The 15077-nt window shown below is 66.8% G+C and carries 17 protein-coding genes and 1 tRNA gene; 13 read left to right on the forward strand and 5 right to left on the reverse strand.

The genetic code is table 11. The features are described 5' to 3' along the window. Nucleotides 1–221 precede the first annotated feature (221 nt). A complete protein-coding gene (locus LCH29_RS29550; RefSeq protein ID WP_446464751.1) occupies nt 222–1853 on the reverse strand; it encodes a tyrosine-type recombinase/integrase in 1632 nt (543 codons plus the stop codon). 403 nt (nt 1854–2256) lie between these two features. Here LCH29_RS29550 and LCH29_RS29555 point away from each other — a divergent pair, with 403 nt between their 5' ends. Both LCH29_RS29555 and LCH29_RS29560 read left to right on the forward strand, forming a co-directional pair. Next, nucleotides 2257–2460: a helix-turn-helix transcriptional regulator gene (locus LCH29_RS29555; protein WP_401665705.1), complete on the forward strand. Its 204-nt coding sequence runs from the start codon at nt 2257–2259 to the stop codon at nt 2458–2460. A 187-nt stretch (nt 2461–2647) separates the two neighbouring features. Then, nucleotides 2648–3568: a recombinase family protein gene (locus LCH29_RS29560; protein ID WP_446464752.1), complete on the forward strand. Its 921-nt coding sequence runs from the start codon at nt 2648–2650 to the stop codon at nt 3566–3568. Nucleotides 3569–3613: 45 nt separating this feature from the next. On the opposite strand, the gene LCH29_RS29565 is transcribed toward LCH29_RS29560, so the two are convergent. The 4 genes from LCH29_RS29565 to LCH29_RS29580 form a co-directional block, all read right to left on the reverse strand. Then, entirely contained in the window at nt 3614–4210 is a 597-nt protein-coding gene (locus LCH29_RS29565; protein ID WP_446464753.1) for a hypothetical protein, read from the reverse strand. Then, nucleotides 4207–5463, reverse strand: a complete 1257-nt coding sequence (locus LCH29_RS29570) for a DUF6545 domain-containing protein (RefSeq protein WP_446464754.1) — start codon at nt 5461–5463, stop codon at nt 4207–4209. Before LCH29_RS29570 ends, LCH29_RS29565 begins: the two co-directional genes overlap by 4 nt. 16 nt (nt 5464–5479) lie before the next feature. Next, the gene (locus LCH29_RS29575; protein WP_446464755.1) at nt 5480–5827 is read right to left on the reverse strand and encodes a hypothetical protein; all 348 of its coding nucleotides are present in this window, start codon (nt 5825–5827) and stop codon (nt 5480–5482) included. Nucleotides 5828–6101: 274 nt separating this feature from the next. After that, a complete protein-coding gene (locus LCH29_RS29580) occupies nt 6102–6614 on the reverse strand; it encodes a hypothetical protein (protein ID WP_446464756.1) in 513 nt (170 codons plus the stop codon). A gap of 665 nt (nt 6615–7279) precedes the next feature. On the opposite strand from LCH29_RS29580, the gene LCH29_RS29585 reads away from it, so the two are divergent. From LCH29_RS29585 to LCH29_RS29635, 11 genes are all read left to right on the forward strand, one after another. Then, nucleotides 7280–8302, forward strand: coding sequence for a ParB/RepB/Spo0J family partition protein (locus LCH29_RS29585; RefSeq protein WP_446464757.1), 1023 nt, complete (start codon nt 7280–7282; stop codon nt 8300–8302). Between the two features lie 283 nt (nt 8303–8585). After that, a complete protein-coding gene (locus LCH29_RS29590; protein WP_446464758.1) occupies nt 8586–8996 on the forward strand; it encodes a hypothetical protein in 411 nt (136 codons plus the stop codon). A 330-nt stretch (nt 8997–9326) separates the two neighbouring features. Continuing rightward, a tRNA-Gly gene (locus LCH29_RS29595) sits at nt 9327–9398 on the forward strand. Between the two features lie 201 nt (nt 9399–9599). Then, entirely contained in the window at nt 9600–10961 is a 1362-nt protein-coding gene (locus tag LCH29_RS29600) for a putative antirestriction adenine methyltransferase (protein WP_446464759.1), read from the forward strand. Beyond that, entirely contained in the window at nt 10958–11866 is a 909-nt protein-coding gene (locus LCH29_RS29605; RefSeq protein WP_446464760.1) for a ParB N-terminal domain-containing protein, read from the forward strand. The genes LCH29_RS29600 and LCH29_RS29605 overlap by 4 nt, the downstream gene beginning before the upstream one ends. Continuing rightward, nucleotides 11863–12084, forward strand: a complete 222-nt coding sequence (locus LCH29_RS29610) for a hypothetical protein (RefSeq protein WP_446464761.1) — start codon at nt 11863–11865, stop codon at nt 12082–12084. The genes LCH29_RS29605 and LCH29_RS29610 overlap by 4 nt, the downstream gene beginning before the upstream one ends. Then, nucleotides 12081–12542, forward strand: a complete 462-nt coding sequence (locus LCH29_RS29615; protein WP_446464762.1) for a VRR-NUC domain-containing protein — start codon at nt 12081–12083, stop codon at nt 12540–12542. Before LCH29_RS29610 ends, LCH29_RS29615 begins: the two co-directional genes overlap by 4 nt. Continuing rightward, on the forward strand, nt 12539–12742 hold the full coding sequence (locus LCH29_RS29620; RefSeq protein ID WP_401665670.1) for a hypothetical protein: 204 nt from the start codon (nt 12539–12541) through the stop codon (nt 12740–12742). Before LCH29_RS29615 ends, LCH29_RS29620 begins: the two co-directional genes overlap by 4 nt. Continuing rightward, nucleotides 12739–12939 carry a hypothetical protein gene (locus LCH29_RS29625; RefSeq protein ID WP_446464763.1) on the forward strand — a complete coding sequence of 67 codons (201 nt, stop codon included), beginning with the start codon at nt 12739–12741 and terminating at the stop codon, nt 12937–12939. Before LCH29_RS29620 ends, LCH29_RS29625 begins: the two co-directional genes overlap by 4 nt. Nucleotides 12940–12976: 37 nt before the next feature. Further along, nucleotides 12977–13516, forward strand: coding sequence for a hypothetical protein (locus LCH29_RS29630; RefSeq protein WP_446464764.1), 540 nt, complete (start codon nt 12977–12979; stop codon nt 13514–13516). Further along, nucleotides 13513–14967, forward strand: a complete 1455-nt coding sequence (locus LCH29_RS29635) for a terminase large subunit domain-containing protein (protein WP_446464765.1) — start codon at nt 13513–13515, stop codon at nt 14965–14967. The genes LCH29_RS29630 and LCH29_RS29635 overlap by 4 nt, the downstream gene beginning before the upstream one ends. Nucleotides 14968–15077: the final 110 nt, after the last annotated feature.

Consider the following 15077-nt stretch of genomic DNA (forward strand, 5'->3'; position numbering starts at 1 on the left):
GACGCCTCTTCGACATCGCCAGACCCTGCCCCCGAGGTCATGCCGATGTCTTGAGACACCCCATTCCGATGTCCTGAGCGAGCACACTGCCGGGGGCACCACGCCTGAACAGGCAATATGCGTCGAACAGCCCCTCGGAATCGATCTTCCGAGGGGCTGTTCTGATGTCAACGGGGACAGAACGGGGACACGTTGGATGTCAGCGGGAACCCGACCTGGCGCTATGCCGCCGCCTCACCGGTCTCGGCAGGGCGGTTCAGCGGGTGAGCAAGGTCCTGATCAGCGGCAGCGGGGCCGGCATCGGGAGCGGTCTCGGATGCGGCCGACGCGACGGCCCCGCCCTCGCCCTCCGGAACGGCCTGCGGCCCCTGCGGCTGTCCGCCGTCCCCCTGTGCCTCCTGCCGCTTCGCCTTGCGCGGCACGATCGCCACGGGTGCGTCCGCGGCTTCCAATTCGAGCTGCGGAAGGACGCTGGTGTAGGTATCCGCCGTGAGCTTGTAGGACGAGTGCCCGAGCAGGACCTGGATCGCCTTCATGTGCACGCCGGCCGCGAGCGACAGCGTCGCGGCGCAGTGGCGTAGATCGTGCAGGCGGACCGGCGGCAGGCTGAGCTGTTGGACGAGCCGGTTGAAGACCTGGGAGAGGTACTCCGGGTGATACGGGCGACCGTCCTCCCACGTGAAGACGCGACCGGAGTCGGTGTATGCGTCGTACTTCCTCGGCTCCTTGCGGTGCTTCTCCTCCCACTCCGCGCGCTCGGTCTGCTGTCGTCGCCGCCAGAACAGAAGGAGTTGGTGCGTCTGCGTGTCCAGACGGATGGTGCGGGCGCCGGTGTCGCTCTTCGGAGTGTCCTCCCAGACGTCGTACGAGGCCGCGACGAGCTGCTCGCTGATGTGCACGGTGCCCGCAGTCATGTCGGTCTCCCGCCAGGGCAGGCCACAGGACTCACCACGGCGTGTGCCCCGGAAGACCATGAGGTGGAACATCGGGTAGAGCCGGTGCTCCGCCACCGCGTCGAGGAACGCGCCCGTCTGCTCCGCCGTCCAGACCATGACCGGCCCCGGCTTCTCGCCTGTCTCCTGCCAGCGGGCGACGCGCTCGTCGGTCCATACGAGCGGTCTCGGCGGAGTGTACTTCGGAAGGACGAGGTCATCGGTCCAGTTCTGGCTGATGAGCTTCTCGGTGTTCCTGGCGTAGTCGAGCGCGGCGCTGAGCTCGTTCTTCATCTTCAGCTGAACACCCGGGCCAGTGATGTACCGCGGCTTCCTGCGTGCCTCGCGCAGCTTCTCCCGCGCACCGTTCCACTGCTGGCGCAGCTCGGGCGGGCGCGGCTTGGTGGCCTCCTTCCATGCGCGGTGGGCCGCTGCGCACTCGAGCCGGGCCAGCTCGGCGGCGTCCCGGTTGGCGGCGTGCTGCTCGTTGTCGCGCCAGATCTGCTCGAACATCTCCTGGAGGTGTCGAGTACGCAGGTCACGCATCTTGATGTGGCCGAGGTGCGGAACGAAGACCCGGCTGATGTGGTCTTCATAGGTGCTCCGCGTCGACCGCTTGAGGTCGACCCTGTTGCTGAACCAGCGGAGGATGAACCGTTCGAAGGTCTCATCCGAGAGGACGTCGACGCCGTCGTGCGCCTGATCCCAGATCTTCTGCGCCGCCTCTTCGGCCTTCTTCTTGGTGAGGAAGCCGCCTTTGCGAGGCCGACGCCGCTTGCCCTTGGGTCCCGGCGGCAGCTCAACGTAGTAGTACCAGCTGCCGTGATCGCGCTTGCCAAGGTCGGGACAGGCGGAGCCGAGTTCTCTCATCTTCGGCTTGCCTCTCGCGTCGAGGACCGGCATACCGTCCTCGTTGGTCACCGGCACCTTGCAGGAGCAGCGCCTGTAGACCGAGCCCTTGAACACATCCCCTCCTGTGTGTCGCCCAAGCAGCCACGCGAGCGAGATCATATGTGGAGACAGATGCCAAGTACTCCAACTTCATGAAGCTCCATGAGCATCGAATGAAGCCGAAGTACTTGGAACGATCAGGCAATTGCGGCTGACGGTACGGTGACCGAACAAGCTGGCCGCACCACATGTGTGGCAGTAGTGGTGAACAGCAAGGCTCGTTGACGTCGAGCAGATCTTGTTCGGTCGCCTGGAGAGAACTTAGACTCGAACGGGACTTCCTGGGAGGCGCGGGGACGGAACAGGAGAGTCTGAGCATGCGAGATCGAAACGTTCCGGCCACCCAGGACGTGGCCGTGGCAGTGGTGCGCGCATGACGCGGGACGAGGTTCTCGCGCTGCCCGTGACGGTCGACGTGCTGACTGCCGGCAGGGCGTTCGGCTTCAGCAGGAACACGACGTACGAGTTGATCAAGGCTGGTGAGTTCCCCGTACCCGTGCACCCGTACGGCAAGGGAAAGCGCAGGGTGCTGACTTCGGAGCTGTGGAGGGCGTTAGGGGTGTGGCCGCCGGAGTGAACAGGGCCCACCGCCCGGAGAACCCCGCCCCTCGGAGAACCGCCCCGTAACCGACCTCCGCGCTATACAGTCAGCTCACCACGCACAGCTGAACCTGGTGTCACAATCGGCTCACATGTCGGGGTGACAATGCTGTGCTTTGGCATACCCTGTCCGGGGAAGCAGGGGGATTCGGGCTGGAGAGAGTATGAGGGCCTACGGCCACGATACGGACGGTGTCACCGCTGTCCCAGACGAGGCTGCCTATCTGGCGGCGGCCGCCAAGCGTCTTCTCACGGAGGACAAGACGATCGCCGAGACGGCGGACTGGATGACGCAGAACGCAGGACCCACGGTGTCCGGACGGTCCTGGTCGCCGACGACGCTGCGGCGCCGCCTCCGGAACCCGGCGATCGCGGGCCTCAGGGAGAACGCCGAAGGGGAACTGGTCCCTGGCCCGGCCGAGCCGTTGATCGACCGCGAGACCTTCGACGCGCTGCAGGAGCTGTTCCAGGAGAACCAGAAGGGGCAGGGCACCAAGCCCAAGCATGTCCACTACCTGTCGGGCAGTCTGGCGACCTGCGCTTTGTGCAGGCAGCCGCTGGTGCCCCGGTCCACCGCGAACGGCGGACGAGGGTACGTCTGCGAAAGCGAGGGCTGCGGCAAGGTACGGATCTCCGCCGAACCGCTCGACGAGTACGTGGGGGACCGAGTCGTCGCCCGGCTGGCAAGCACGGCGCAGCTCAAGCGCCTCGCCGCGATCCGTGACCGGTTCACCGCGGAGGCCGAGGAGGCGGAGCGGTTCCTGAAGGAACTCCGGGAACACAAAGAGGAACTGGCGCGCGCGTACGGCGCGAAAGAGCTGAACCTGGGCGAGTTCAGGGCTGCGAAGGCCGCCTTGGAGAAGCGGCGTGGTGAGGCCATGGCTGCCACACGCCGAGGCAAGGCGCTCCAGGAGCTACCGGAGTTGACCCCGCAGGGTGTCGAGACCTGGTGGAACAAGACGGCTGGCCGCGAGCAGCGCCGCAACCTGGTCCAGCTCACCGTACGAGAGGTGCGCGTCGGCCCGGCCACGGTGCGGGGCTCACGGAAGTTCGACGAAGCCCGGTTCGAGATCTTCTGGCGATAGCCGCTGCTTGTGCGGGCGGCATTCAGTCACCCGCACAAGGGCCAGTCAGGTCAACCAGAGGAACACACTGCCGGCGACGAGGGTGCCGAGCGCTGTACCGGCCACCACCTGGCCCAGCGTGTGGTCGCGCAGGGCAACCCGCGACCAGCCTATGAGGCCGACCAGTGGGGAGAGAGCCGCCCACCAAGGGCTGATACCGACGGCCAGTATGGCGATGGCCCCCGCTGAGACCGACGTGTGCACGCTGATCTTCCAGAGAGTCGTCACTGACAGGATCGCCCCCAGCGTGGCCAGCATCGCCACCACCAGGGCGGTCATCTGGGCAGGTGCGCCAAGGAGCAGCATGGCCGCGATGGCGACGCCGACCGACGCCATGATCACAGGTATGAGGTGCAGACGCCGTACCCGCTGCCCGACGTGACGATCCTTCCAGCGACCTGACCGTATCCCGTACTTGATGTACGCCACCGGGATCACCGCGGCGAAAACGATGGCGTGGAAGGCCCAGGCCAGGCCGACGAGCATGTCGTCCTGGGCGGCGCCAAGGACAAGACACACGGCGAGGATGACGTTCTTCGGCTCCAGTCCGTCGGTGACGGCTCGCGCTGCGCGGTTCTCAACTGCAGTAATCGTGGTGGTCACGCGGGATTCCTGAGGGTGGCGAGACGAGATTCGAGGGTTTCCATGAGCGGTGAGTGATAGTGGCGGGCGACGCGGGTGAGCCAAGCCGCGTTCGAATCCAAGTCGTGGCCCATGCTCAGCAGTGGGACACTCAGCGGACTCTCCGCGCGCGGCTCGTCGTCGACGCGTCCGCGGCGCCCGATGCGCAGGCATAACGCCTGTGCCGCGGCTTCGGCGTCATCACCGCCAAGGCCGCATGCCTGGGCGGCGTCCATCGCCCGGTGCGGCAAGTCCTCCCCGATCCAGGGGAGCACCTCGAGTGCCGAGTCACTGATGTCGAGCACCCGCTGGTCCAGCCGTTCCCACAATCCGCGCGGGTCGTACCGGTCCCGGGACACGGCGGGCCCCTCGGCGAGCACGCGGACTATGGCCTCGGCCGGAAGCACGGAGACCAGCTCGTGCCACAGCGACCGCAGGGCGATCAGCCATCGCCGACGCCGAACCACCAAGGTGGCGTTCTCCCAGCCACGGAACGAAACACCGACAAGAATCAGGCCGATGGCCGTGACCTGGATCAGACTGGAGACCCGGTCGGCTGCCTCGGCGGACATGGGGTACTCGGCGTCCGCCAGGCCGTAGACCAGGTAGCTACCCCGGAAGAAGGAGTAGCCGACCCCTATCCAACAGCCCAGGGACATCACGTACATGCACGTGCTGAACATCCGCTGCCCGGAGCGCCGCGCAGCCCGCGCGGCCATCTTGCACAAGGCGCCGGAGAATGTCAGAGCGAGTGCCATGGTGCCCAGGTACGCAGTCATGTACGCGGTTCCCGCCGGGTGACCCGACTGTGCCCCGATGAAATTCCGGTCCCCGTCGGCCTCGACGAGCGAAGGCGCTGTGAAGGGGAACAGCACGCCAACGGCGACGACTGCGGCCAGCGCAGTGATGGTTCGCGGCCCTGCGGTCGTCAGCCGCTGCCACCACCGGCGGGGTCCGGCGTCGGTCGCCACCGAGTCCACCCAGCGCCACAGCAGTACAGAGCTGAGCATCACCGCCAGGTGTTTGACCACTACGGCGAGGTCGCGGATGCCCGCCCAATCGGCGATGGCCCGTTCGACGAAGCCGAGTCGTAGAGTCGCGCCACACGCGAGCAGAGCAAGAACAGCCCACAACTCACGTTGGCCACGCGTTCCGTAGAGGTAGGGGATCCGCCATAAACACCACGTCCAGAGCGGCACGATGGTGCATAAGGCTATGACATCGTCAACGATCATGTTGGGGGACCTGTCATCAGAGGCTGCGGTGCAGCCGGTCGAGCAGGGGGTCGGCATGCCGGCCGGATTTTCGGGCTTCGGCAATTCTGCGGAGGAGCACGGCGAAGGACTCGGCCTCGTCCTCGCGTTCGGTGTACAGCGGATCGCGCTGGTGGCTTGAGGACCGTGTACGGACGCCCAGGAGATCACCGCCGAGGAACGCCGGAGAGAGCCAGGTGAACGTCACCGACTCCTCCGACTCGGCGGGCTCTGGCGGCTCCTCCGACACGGGTACGACGGGCAGCGGCGGGTGGCCGAGGAGCTGGTGGCCCAGCTCGTGGGCATAGGTGTGGACCGCTTGGGCACCGACCGTCTCGGGCGACACCCAGATGTGATCCGCCTCGTCCGTCGGCCACCAGAGGCCGCACGGACGTTCAAGCCCGGGTGGGAACGGATCGCGGTGCAGTACCAGGGGCCGGTGGTGGTGTTCGGCGGCGGCTTCGTGCAGTGACTCCACAGTCAGCGGCCACGGGATGGGTAGACCGTCGAGTGCTTCGGCACATCTACGGCGCGAGGCAGAACTCAACACGGGCGGCACGCACCACCCTCGGAGTCAGATAAGTAGGGGCTGGTCACTGAGGACTTCCGGATGTCGGTGTTCAGTTCGGGGGCTTCTGCATCTTCTGGAGACCAGAGATGAACTCCATGGCGAGCTTGCGTCCGCGGGAGTCGAGACGGCGGGCGCTACGTGCCAGCATCTTGACTTCCTCGGCCTCCTCAGCCACCTGACGGTTCACCGTCTCGGTGTGCCTTCGGCGCGCCTCAAGGAGCTTGTTCGCCTCGGCGACGACGGCCTCATGCGTGGCGGTGTCCTCCTTGAAGGCATCCAACGGCACCTGGAAGAAGGCCGCGAGGTGCGCGACCTTGTCAAAGGACGGCTGAGGACCGCCTGGTGCACGCAGTTTGCGGATCGTCTCGTCAGAGATCACGCGCCTGGCTGCACGTTGGTTGATGGCCGTAGCGACTTCGGAGTTGGTGTACTCCACGCCGTTCCGCGCCGCTGCCGCTGCTTCGAACAGCAGGTTCAACATCCGGGCGCTGAACGACCACCCGTCCGCGGCGGCATCGTCAGGTCGTGTCACAGCTGTCTCTCCCCCGTCGTTTCGTCGCATGCGCACAGGATAGCCAGCAGACACAAATATTTGGATAGTCAAATACCGAACAGCCCAGATCCTTGACAGCACGTGAAGGAACTGTATTGGATCTGTGACGCATGTGAGTGATCGCGCCCTTGCCGGATCGGGACGCACACCTCCCGCTCCACGCGCACCCCGGCAACGACGGACTGACCGCACCAACCCCCGAACAACCCGCCACCGAAGGGTCCTGCCGCGAGTCGCCGACAGATCGCCCGCCCGGCCATCCGGACTGCCCTGCTCCACGCGATCGGACGGACCGGTACAGAGCGCACCGGATCACAGAGGGTCAATGACGCAACCGAGGAGAGGCATGAAGCGGCACGACTCATCAGGCACAACGAGGCGGGCTGGCGAGGCGAAGCACCCTGGAGCACCGAAAGGCGATCCGTCGGACGAAGACAACGGGACAGACATGGAGATCCTGAAGGTCCTCATCGGAGCGGACGTAGAGGTGGAAGGAGAGGCTTCGAGGCAACATGTGTTGAGACAGATGAATGATTCAATAAGAAACCATCACCTCAAACAACCCCCTCCTGAATAAATAACACTTGACACTGAAGATCGTTTCAGAATAGTATTTACGCATCACCTCACAGGAACCCATCCTGTGAATCCAGAGTGCGAGGAATGCATCGACAATGGACGCCACCGAAGCGAACATCGAGGTCACCGCGATCCCGCTCGCGGACATCGAGCCCAACCCGGACCAGCCCCGCAAGTTCTTCGACGAGGCCAAGCTGGAGGAGCTGGCGGCCCAGTTCCGTTCGGTGGGTCAGCTTCAGCCCATCGTGGTCCGACCGGCTGCCGATGAAGGCCGATTCCAGATCGTGATGGGCGAGCGCCGCTGGCGCGCGATGCACCTGGTGGAGGGTGCCACCACCATCGAGGCCAAGATCGTCGACAGCGTGGACGACGAGAAGGCATTCGTGATGGGCATCTCCGAGAACATCGGCCGCGCGGACATGACGCTGATGGAGGAGGCGCAGGCGTACGCGGACCTGGTCGGGTTCGACTACAAGGCCGAGCGCATCGCGGAGATGTTCGGCAAGACCGTCGACTACGTGAAGTGGCGGATGGACCTGCTCAACCTCACCACGGACATCGCGGAACTCGTCTCCGAAGGCAGGATCAAGGCGGACTTCGCCTGGTACCTCTCCAAGCTCTCACCGGCGAATCAGAAGGTGGCCGTCACCCGGTACATGAAGGGCGACTTCAAGACGGAGACGGACGCCTCCACCTTCGCGCAGGCCCTGCGGATGAAGGAGAACCAGGAGGGCTTCTTCTCCGAGAAGGAGCTGTCCGACAAGGAGAAGGAATCCAAGGCCAAGGAGCGCAAGCAGGCCAAGGGCACGGTGGACCAGGTCGAGCGGGCCGGCGCCTTACTGGACGAGCTGGCGAAGCTGACGCCGTCGGAGCTGGCCGACCTATTCGAAGGCGAGGTGGGCAAGCGCCTGGAGGCAGTGGAGCGAGTACGGAAGGCGGCGGCCGAGGCAGTGAAGAAGCTGCGCAAGGCGAAGGCGATGTCGGAGGCGAAGCAGCTGACGGTGCGCCCCGAGCTGGAGGTCGAACCCGAGGAGGACAGCGAGGGGCCCACCGAGGCCGAGCTGGCGGAGGCGGAGACCGAAGCCCCCGCGGAGGACGAGCTGGAGGCGGCAGCCTGACGGACGCGCCGCCTGAGCCGGTGGCCGGGAGCCCAGGAGAGGGGCCCCGGCCACTGGCCGTTTTCGAACCTCGCAGGACCCTGGAGGTGCCAAGGGGTAGGGCGAGGATGGGGCGGCAGTGGGGCGCAAGAGAGAACAATTTCAGTATCAAATACTTGATAGGGAGTCAAATTTGAAATAGAATTTAATTGGCAAGTCATTGTCAACACACGGGCATGCGACCGGAGATCCCGGTGCCGCGCACACCCGACCGCGCGACGCCCGGCAGGGAGTAAGGAGCAAGGTGTTCGAACTGTTCACACACAGGTACCAGGGGTTTCAGCCATCGATGGGCGTGCCGGTACGCATCACACTCGGCGCGCCGAGGTGGACGCTGCCCTACACCCTGGAGCACCAAGTACAGGAAGCCGCACCGAGCCGCGAGTACTTCGGGACGGCGCGGCCGGTGTACGAGAAAGCGTATCTGGCCCAGCTGGACCGGCGCGGCGTGAACTTCTTCGCCTCACGCTTCCAGGAAATCGCGGTGGCCGCGCAGGATCTGCGACTGGTGCTGCTGTGTTTCGAGGATCTTGCACAGCCCGGGCAATGGTGTCACCGGCGGATGTTCGCCGCGTGGTGGCAGGCGGAGACCGGCGCGAAGGTAAGAGAGCTCGGGCCACTGGGGCCCGGGTACGAGCAGGGGACGTTGCTATGAGCGAAGAACACAGACCCAATTGGGCGGAGATGAGGCGGGAGGACTTCGAGGCTCCACCACCACCGAAGCCGGCGCCACCAGGACAGATGGAGTTGTTCGAGCCTGGCCCTGGAAGGGCGAGGGTGAAGTCCCGAGCTCCGGAAGAATGCCCAGCGGGGACCCCGAGCCTGTTGGACTTCGCCACACCGGAGCAGTAGCAACCACGTTGGCCTGATGGACCCCGACCCTTGTGGCGGATGCGGCACCGCATCCGCCACATGTGTTGTGACAATATTAAGTCTGATACGGTTCGATTGTTGGTGGAGCGATCTTCCCGATCGATTCCGCCACGCGTCGGTAGTGCACCTGGCAGCACGCCCCGCCCCCGGCGGGGAGGAGCTCGTTCGAGTCGGGCCCGGCGCTCGAGGACGCGTCCGCACAGGTACGTGGTGCGGAGCCGACCAGCCAAGGAACCATCCCCCTCCAGGCGTCCCCCGCGCCTCCTGGTTCCCAGGCGGCCCGGCACGGCAGGACCAGCCCCCTGCCCCTCCGGGCCCGCGTCCCACTCCTCGTGTCTGAGGGCGCACGTCGGAAAGTAGGAACTCACCACAGCGGGGAGGCCCGGTGTTCCACGGCTCGATCCCCGCGGATCTCCGCGCGATCATTCACGAGCACGCCACCACCTGGCGCGGCCAGGCGGAGAACATCTACATCGGCTGTTCCGGCAACTTCACCATCGAACGCGTGCTGCACGATTCCGGCTTCCGGCTCCACAGCTGCGACGTGCAGTTGTACTCGTCCGCGATCGGCTGGTACCTCGCGGGCGAGCAATTGCCCATCGCGCTCCGTTCCGAATCAGCGGACGAACTCGACTGGGTGGCACCGTACATGGATGGCCGCGCCGGGACGCTCGCGGTGGTACTGCTCGGTTCCCGCTTCTTCCAGTGGATCGGGCGCGGCGACCACCTGTACTACGGGCGGATGCTGGACGCATACCGGCGACAGTTCCCGGAGCTGCACGCGAAGACGGTCGCGAAGATCGAGGCGCTGCCCCTGCGCCTGGCCTCGTACGCACCGATGGATGTGAACCAGTGGCTGGCCGAGCGGGTCCCTGCGGATGCTCCGGTGGTGGCGTTCCCTCCGTTCTACGCCGGAGACTACGAAGGTCAGTTCGCGGCACTGGACAAACACCTGGAATGGCCCGCGCCGGACTACCCGGTGCTGGACGACGCGGCGAAGCAGACGCTGATCGAGCGCATCACCGACCGGTCGCACTGGGTGCTCGGCCTGCACTTCGACGTCGAGGAGCTCGCCGACCAATTGCGGGGTCAGGTCCAGACAGCCAACCGCGGGCTGCCGATCAACATCTACTCGTCGGTGCCTCGCTCGCGCATCGTACGCCCGAACCAGCGCCTGGAGCCGGTACGAGCTCCGCGGCTGGTACCCGGCCAACAGCTCGGCCGGACCCTGACCTTGGCCCCGCTCTCGATGGGTCAGTTCGGGACGCTGCGCTCGCAGTACATGAACCACAACATCCGCCCCGGCACGCCGACGATGGCGCTCGCGGTCCTGGTCGACGGGGTAGTAGTAGGCGCGTTCGCGTTCTCCACGCCGAAGTACGACCCGCACAACGTCTACCTGCTCTCCGACTTCCCAGTCGCTCCGACCTCGTACCGGCGGCTGGCGAAGCTGGTGCTGTACGCGGCGCTGTCGACCGAGGCCCAGTTCCTGGCGCAGCGCACCATGAACACCCGCCTCACCCGGCTGAACACGACGGCGTTCACGCAGCGGCCGGCATCGATGAAGTACCGCGGTCTGCTGCGCCTGAACTCGCGCAAGGACTCCGCCGATCCCGCTTACCGCTATCAGCTCGACTACGGCTCGGAGCTGGGCCGATGGTCGCTGGCCGAAGGGTTCGCGCAGTGGAGGGACCGGCATGGACAGGCCGAGTGCCTGAAGGAACCCCTGGAGGAGACAGCGAAGTGACCGCTCAGCCTCTCAAGCCCCGCATGGTGGAGGGCGATCCGCGTGGGCTGACGCTGCTGGACGTCAACGCACGGTTCATGCGGCACGAGCAGTTCCAGCGCCTGGTGGCCAACATCCGCGCTGATGGAGCCCTGACCTCGACACCACTGGTCTGGAACGACGCGGCAGGCGGCCGACGGATCGTGCTGTCGGGCAACCACCGCACTAAGGCCGCGCTCGAAGCCGGTCTCGAGCGGATCTGGTGGATGGAGATCACCGAGCCGCTGCCCCGGCAGCGGCAGATCGCGCTGCAGCTCGCGCACAATGCGATCGCGGGCGACGACGACCCGGCCACGCTCAAGGCGCTGTACGAGGAGCTGGAGGACGTCTCCATGCGCCTGTACTCCGGGCTAGACGACAAGACTCTCGACCTGCTCGAAGAGGTCAGCGTGCCAAGCCTGGCCGAGGCGAATCTGGACTTCGCCACCGTGCAGATCGTCTTCCTCCCGGAGGAGAAGGAGGCCGCGGAGAAGGCCCTGGAGAGCGCCCGTAAGGCTGCCTCGGCCGACGCACGCTGGCTCGCCCGCATCGAGCAGTACGAAAGCATGCTCGATGCCCTCGACACCGCGAAAGGCGCCCACAACATCGGCAACGTCGCGGCCACATTCGCGATCATCCTCGCAGTGGTGGAGCGGCACCTCGGTGAGCTCGCCAAGGGCTGGTACGACCCTGACGAGGAGACCGCCACCCGGAAGGGCACCGCCCCCATCGAGACGGTACTCGCCACCCGCACCATGCCGGCCGACGCCGCGGCCGTGGTCCAACGGGCCATCGACCGGATGGAACGCGAAGGCGAGATCGAGCCCGAGCAGCGGTGGCGGGCCCTGGAGCTCTGGGCCGCCGACTACCTGGCAGGTGCGGCATGAGTCAGCCGGAAATCCAGGTGGGCCAAGTGTGGGCCGACAATGACAAGCGCGTCGAAGGCCGCACCGTGCGCGTCGACGAGATCGACGACCGCTACGCGTACTGCACGGTCCTCACCCCCGCCACGCCCGGCGGGCGGACGGGTCAACGGACCCGCATCACGCTGGCCAGGATGCGGCCGACGACCACCGGCTACCGGCTCCTGGATGGCACGCCGTGAGCACGATCCGGCAGTCGCAGCAGGAGCTCTACCGCAAGCTGCTCACCGAACGCTACGGCCCCTTGGACCGGTTGGAAGCCGAGCGTTTCCCTCCAGCCACGGGCTCGGACGGGACTGCCGGAGCGAGCGAAGAGCACTGGCGCGGTCAGGTCCGCGACATCGCCGCCCGCTACGGCTGGCGCCTGCAGTACCACACGGCGGACTCGCGCCGTTCCGATCCTGGCTGGCCGGACGAGATCTTCGGGCATCCCGGCCAGCGACGCACGCTCTTCGTCGAGTTCAAGACCGACACCGGGCGGATCCGCCCGGCCCAGCGCGAGTGGTTGTCCCACCTGGCCGACAGCGGGTTCGAGGTCGCCGTATGGCGCCCGCGCGACCTGCACACCGTACTGCGGGTACTCGGTCCCACCCGGCAGCGCGCGGCTCTTCCGCCGAACTTCCGGAGGCCGGCCCCATGAGCGGCCCACACGCCGAGCAGTTGAATCAGCTGCACGCCGAGATCGACCACCTGACCACGGTCCACCGCACCGCGGCTGCCTTGGCCCGCGCTCTGGGCGAACTGCTCTCCGACGAGCCCTTCCACCTCGCTGAGCAGCTCGCCCGCCTCCTCGACGGCGAGCTGGAGCCCGACGACGTACGCGAACGGAGTGCGCTGTGAACCTCGCCAAGGACGCTTCATCGTGGGAGCGCACCGTCTCCGTCACTCCCCTACCCGACTCCGTACGCCGCAAGGCCGCCCTCCAGGTCGCTGCCCGCGCCACTGGCCGCAACCACGCGCAGCTCAGCGCCGACTGCGCCGATCTCCTGGAGCATCTGGGCCTGCTCGACCCGTGCCTGCGCAGCGAGTCGAGCTGAGCTGAATCGCCCCCTGAACGAGCGAGCGGGCAAGCAGATGGACAGCGCCGAGGCATGGGAGCGGCAGCCGGGCGAATCGGCCGCCGCTTGGGAGGCGTTTGCCTGCTACCGCGACTTTGGGCTGTCCCGCAGTATCGGCAAGGTCGCCGAGCGGCTGGCCAAGTCCCGCACGCTGATCGAACGGTGGTCAACCGCCCACCGCTGGGTGTTGCGTGCCGAGGCGTGGGACCGCGAACAGGACCGGCTCTGGCGCTCGGAACGGCACCAGGCAGCCCGGGAGGTGGCGCGCCGACACGCCCGGCTCGCCTCCGCCGCCCAGTCGAAGATCGTCGCTCAGCTCCAACAGCTCGATCCGGCACGGCTCAGCCCGTCGGATGTGATCCGCTGGCTGGAGGTCACGATCCGTATCGAGCGCCAGGCGTACGGCATGGACCTGGTCGAGGTCGCCACTGGTGCCAAGGGCCCTGAGACAGCGGACGTGTCCGAGCTGACGGACGAAGAGCGTCGCTCGCGCATGGAGCAGTTGCGCCGTGAACTCGAGGCCCGCATCGGCACGCTGAGAAGTGAACAGCAATGACCACCGACCCGCTGGCCGGCCTGCCGAACCCGGCGAGCATGTCCGACGCCGAGCTGCATGCTGAGATCACGGCCCTGATCGAGGTCGACGCCTCCTCGGCACGGCGCTGGGCCTGCGACCGTCCCGCCTGTGACGGCCTGCCCCACGAGGGCTGGCTCCACCACCACGCCCGCGCCACCCAGCGCCTGCCCGAGGGCGCCTGGGCGGCCTGGCTCATGCTGACGGGCCGGGGCTGGGGCAAGACGAAGTCGGCCGCCGAAGCCGTCCGTGCCTGGGCGGCCACCCCCGGCACGATGATCGCGGTCGTCGCGAAGAACGCCACCTTGGTCAAGGAGATCTGCTTCGAGTCCCCCAAGTCGGGGCTCCTCGCCGTCATCCCGCGCGAGGACGTCCGCCGCTACAGCCCCGGCAACGGCTTGACCACCCTCCGCCTGAAGAACGGCTCCGCGATCTACGGCTTCGGCGCCGAAACCCCGGACAACCTGCGCGGCTTCGCCTTCGACAAGGGCTGGCTGGACGAGTACGCGGCCTGGAACCGCCACACCGCCCAGTCGGTCTACGACATGCTGTGGTTCTGCCTGCGTGAGGCCCCGAGCCCGCAGGTGGTCATCTCCACCACCCCCAAACCGCTCCCCCACGTCAAGCGCCTCGTCGACCGCGGCCGACATCCCGTCTCCACCGTCGTGCTGACCACCGGACGCACCGAAGACAACCGCGCCAACCTCTCCCCCGCCGCCCTCGCCGAGCTCGACTCCGAGTACGGCGGCACCCGCCTGGGCCGCCAGGAGCTCGACGGCGTTCTCCTCGAAGACGTCGAAGGCGCCCTGTGGAAGCAATGGATGTTCGAGGTCGAGGGCTTCCGCGTCGCCCGCGCAGCCGTGCCCCCGCTCGACCGCCTGGTCGTCGCCGTCGACCCTGCGGTCACCACCACCGACACCGCGGACCTGACGGCCTTCACCGTGGCCGGCCGCTCCTACCCTCTGGAGCAGATGTATGGCGACCGCCGTCCCCGCGGCTACGTCCTCCACGCCGAACAGGACCGCCACACCCCCACCGCCGCCATGCGCCGCGCAGCCGCGCTCTACCACGAGCACCAAGCGGACTGCGTGGTCATCGAGGCCAACAACGGCGGCGACTACCTCCCCGCCCTCCTCACCGAGGTCGACCCCACCGTCCCCTGCCGCGTCGTCCACGCCACCCGCGGCAAACGCGCCCGAGCGGCGCCGGTGGCGATGCTCTACGAGCAGTCCCGCATCAGCCACGCGGGGCAGCCCCGTACGTTCGCGGTGCTGGAGGAGCAGATGACGACGTACGTCGGCGCCTCCGAGGCCGAGGAGAAGTCCCCAGACCTCCTGGACTCCTGCGTCTGGGCCCTCACAGACCTCTTCCTCGGCTCCCAAGCCCATGCGCCCGTTCCGCCAGTGGATGTGCGGCTACACGGACGCCGGTAGCAGACCAGGGGACGAGTCCGTTGAGGACCCAATTCGAGTAACAACTATATGACTTGCCGTTACATATGCCAGGATGTTCCTTCTGGCACACCCACCGTTCGACGCACCTC

It is taken from the genome of Streptomyces sp. BRA346 (assembly GCF_052851135.1).

Excerpts from the sequence above, each read along its gene's own strand:
- LCH29_RS29620 (WP_401665670.1), top strand. The coding sequence starts at position 12,539 with ATGAGCGGCCCACACGCCGAGCAGTTGAATCAGCTGCACGCCGAGATC.
- LCH29_RS29585 (WP_446464757.1), top strand. The coding sequence starts at position 7,280 with ATGGACGCCACCGAAGCGAACATCGAGGTCACCGCGATCCCGCTCGCG.
- LCH29_RS29570 (WP_446464754.1), bottom strand. The coding sequence starts at position 5,463 with ATGATCGTTGACGATGTCATAGCCTTATGCACCATCGTGCCGCTCTGG.
- LCH29_RS29555 (WP_401665705.1), top strand. The coding sequence starts at position 2,257 with ATGACGCGGGACGAGGTTCTCGCGCTGCCCGTGACGGTCGACGTGCTG.
- LCH29_RS29635 (WP_446464765.1), top strand. The coding sequence starts at position 13,513 with ATGACCACCGACCCGCTGGCCGGCCTGCCGAACCCGGCGAGCATGTCC.
- LCH29_RS29630 (WP_446464764.1), top strand. The coding sequence starts at position 12,977 with ATGGACAGCGCCGAGGCATGGGAGCGGCAGCCGGGCGAATCGGCCGCC.
- LCH29_RS29560 (WP_446464752.1), top strand. The coding sequence starts at position 2,648 with ATGAGGGCCTACGGCCACGATACGGACGGTGTCACCGCTGTCCCAGAC.
- LCH29_RS29580 (WP_446464756.1), bottom strand. The coding sequence starts at position 6,614 with ATGCGACGAAACGACGGGGGAGAGACAGCTGTGACACGACCTGACGAT.
- LCH29_RS29610 (WP_446464761.1), top strand. The coding sequence starts at position 11,863 with ATGAGTCAGCCGGAAATCCAGGTGGGCCAAGTGTGGGCCGACAATGAC.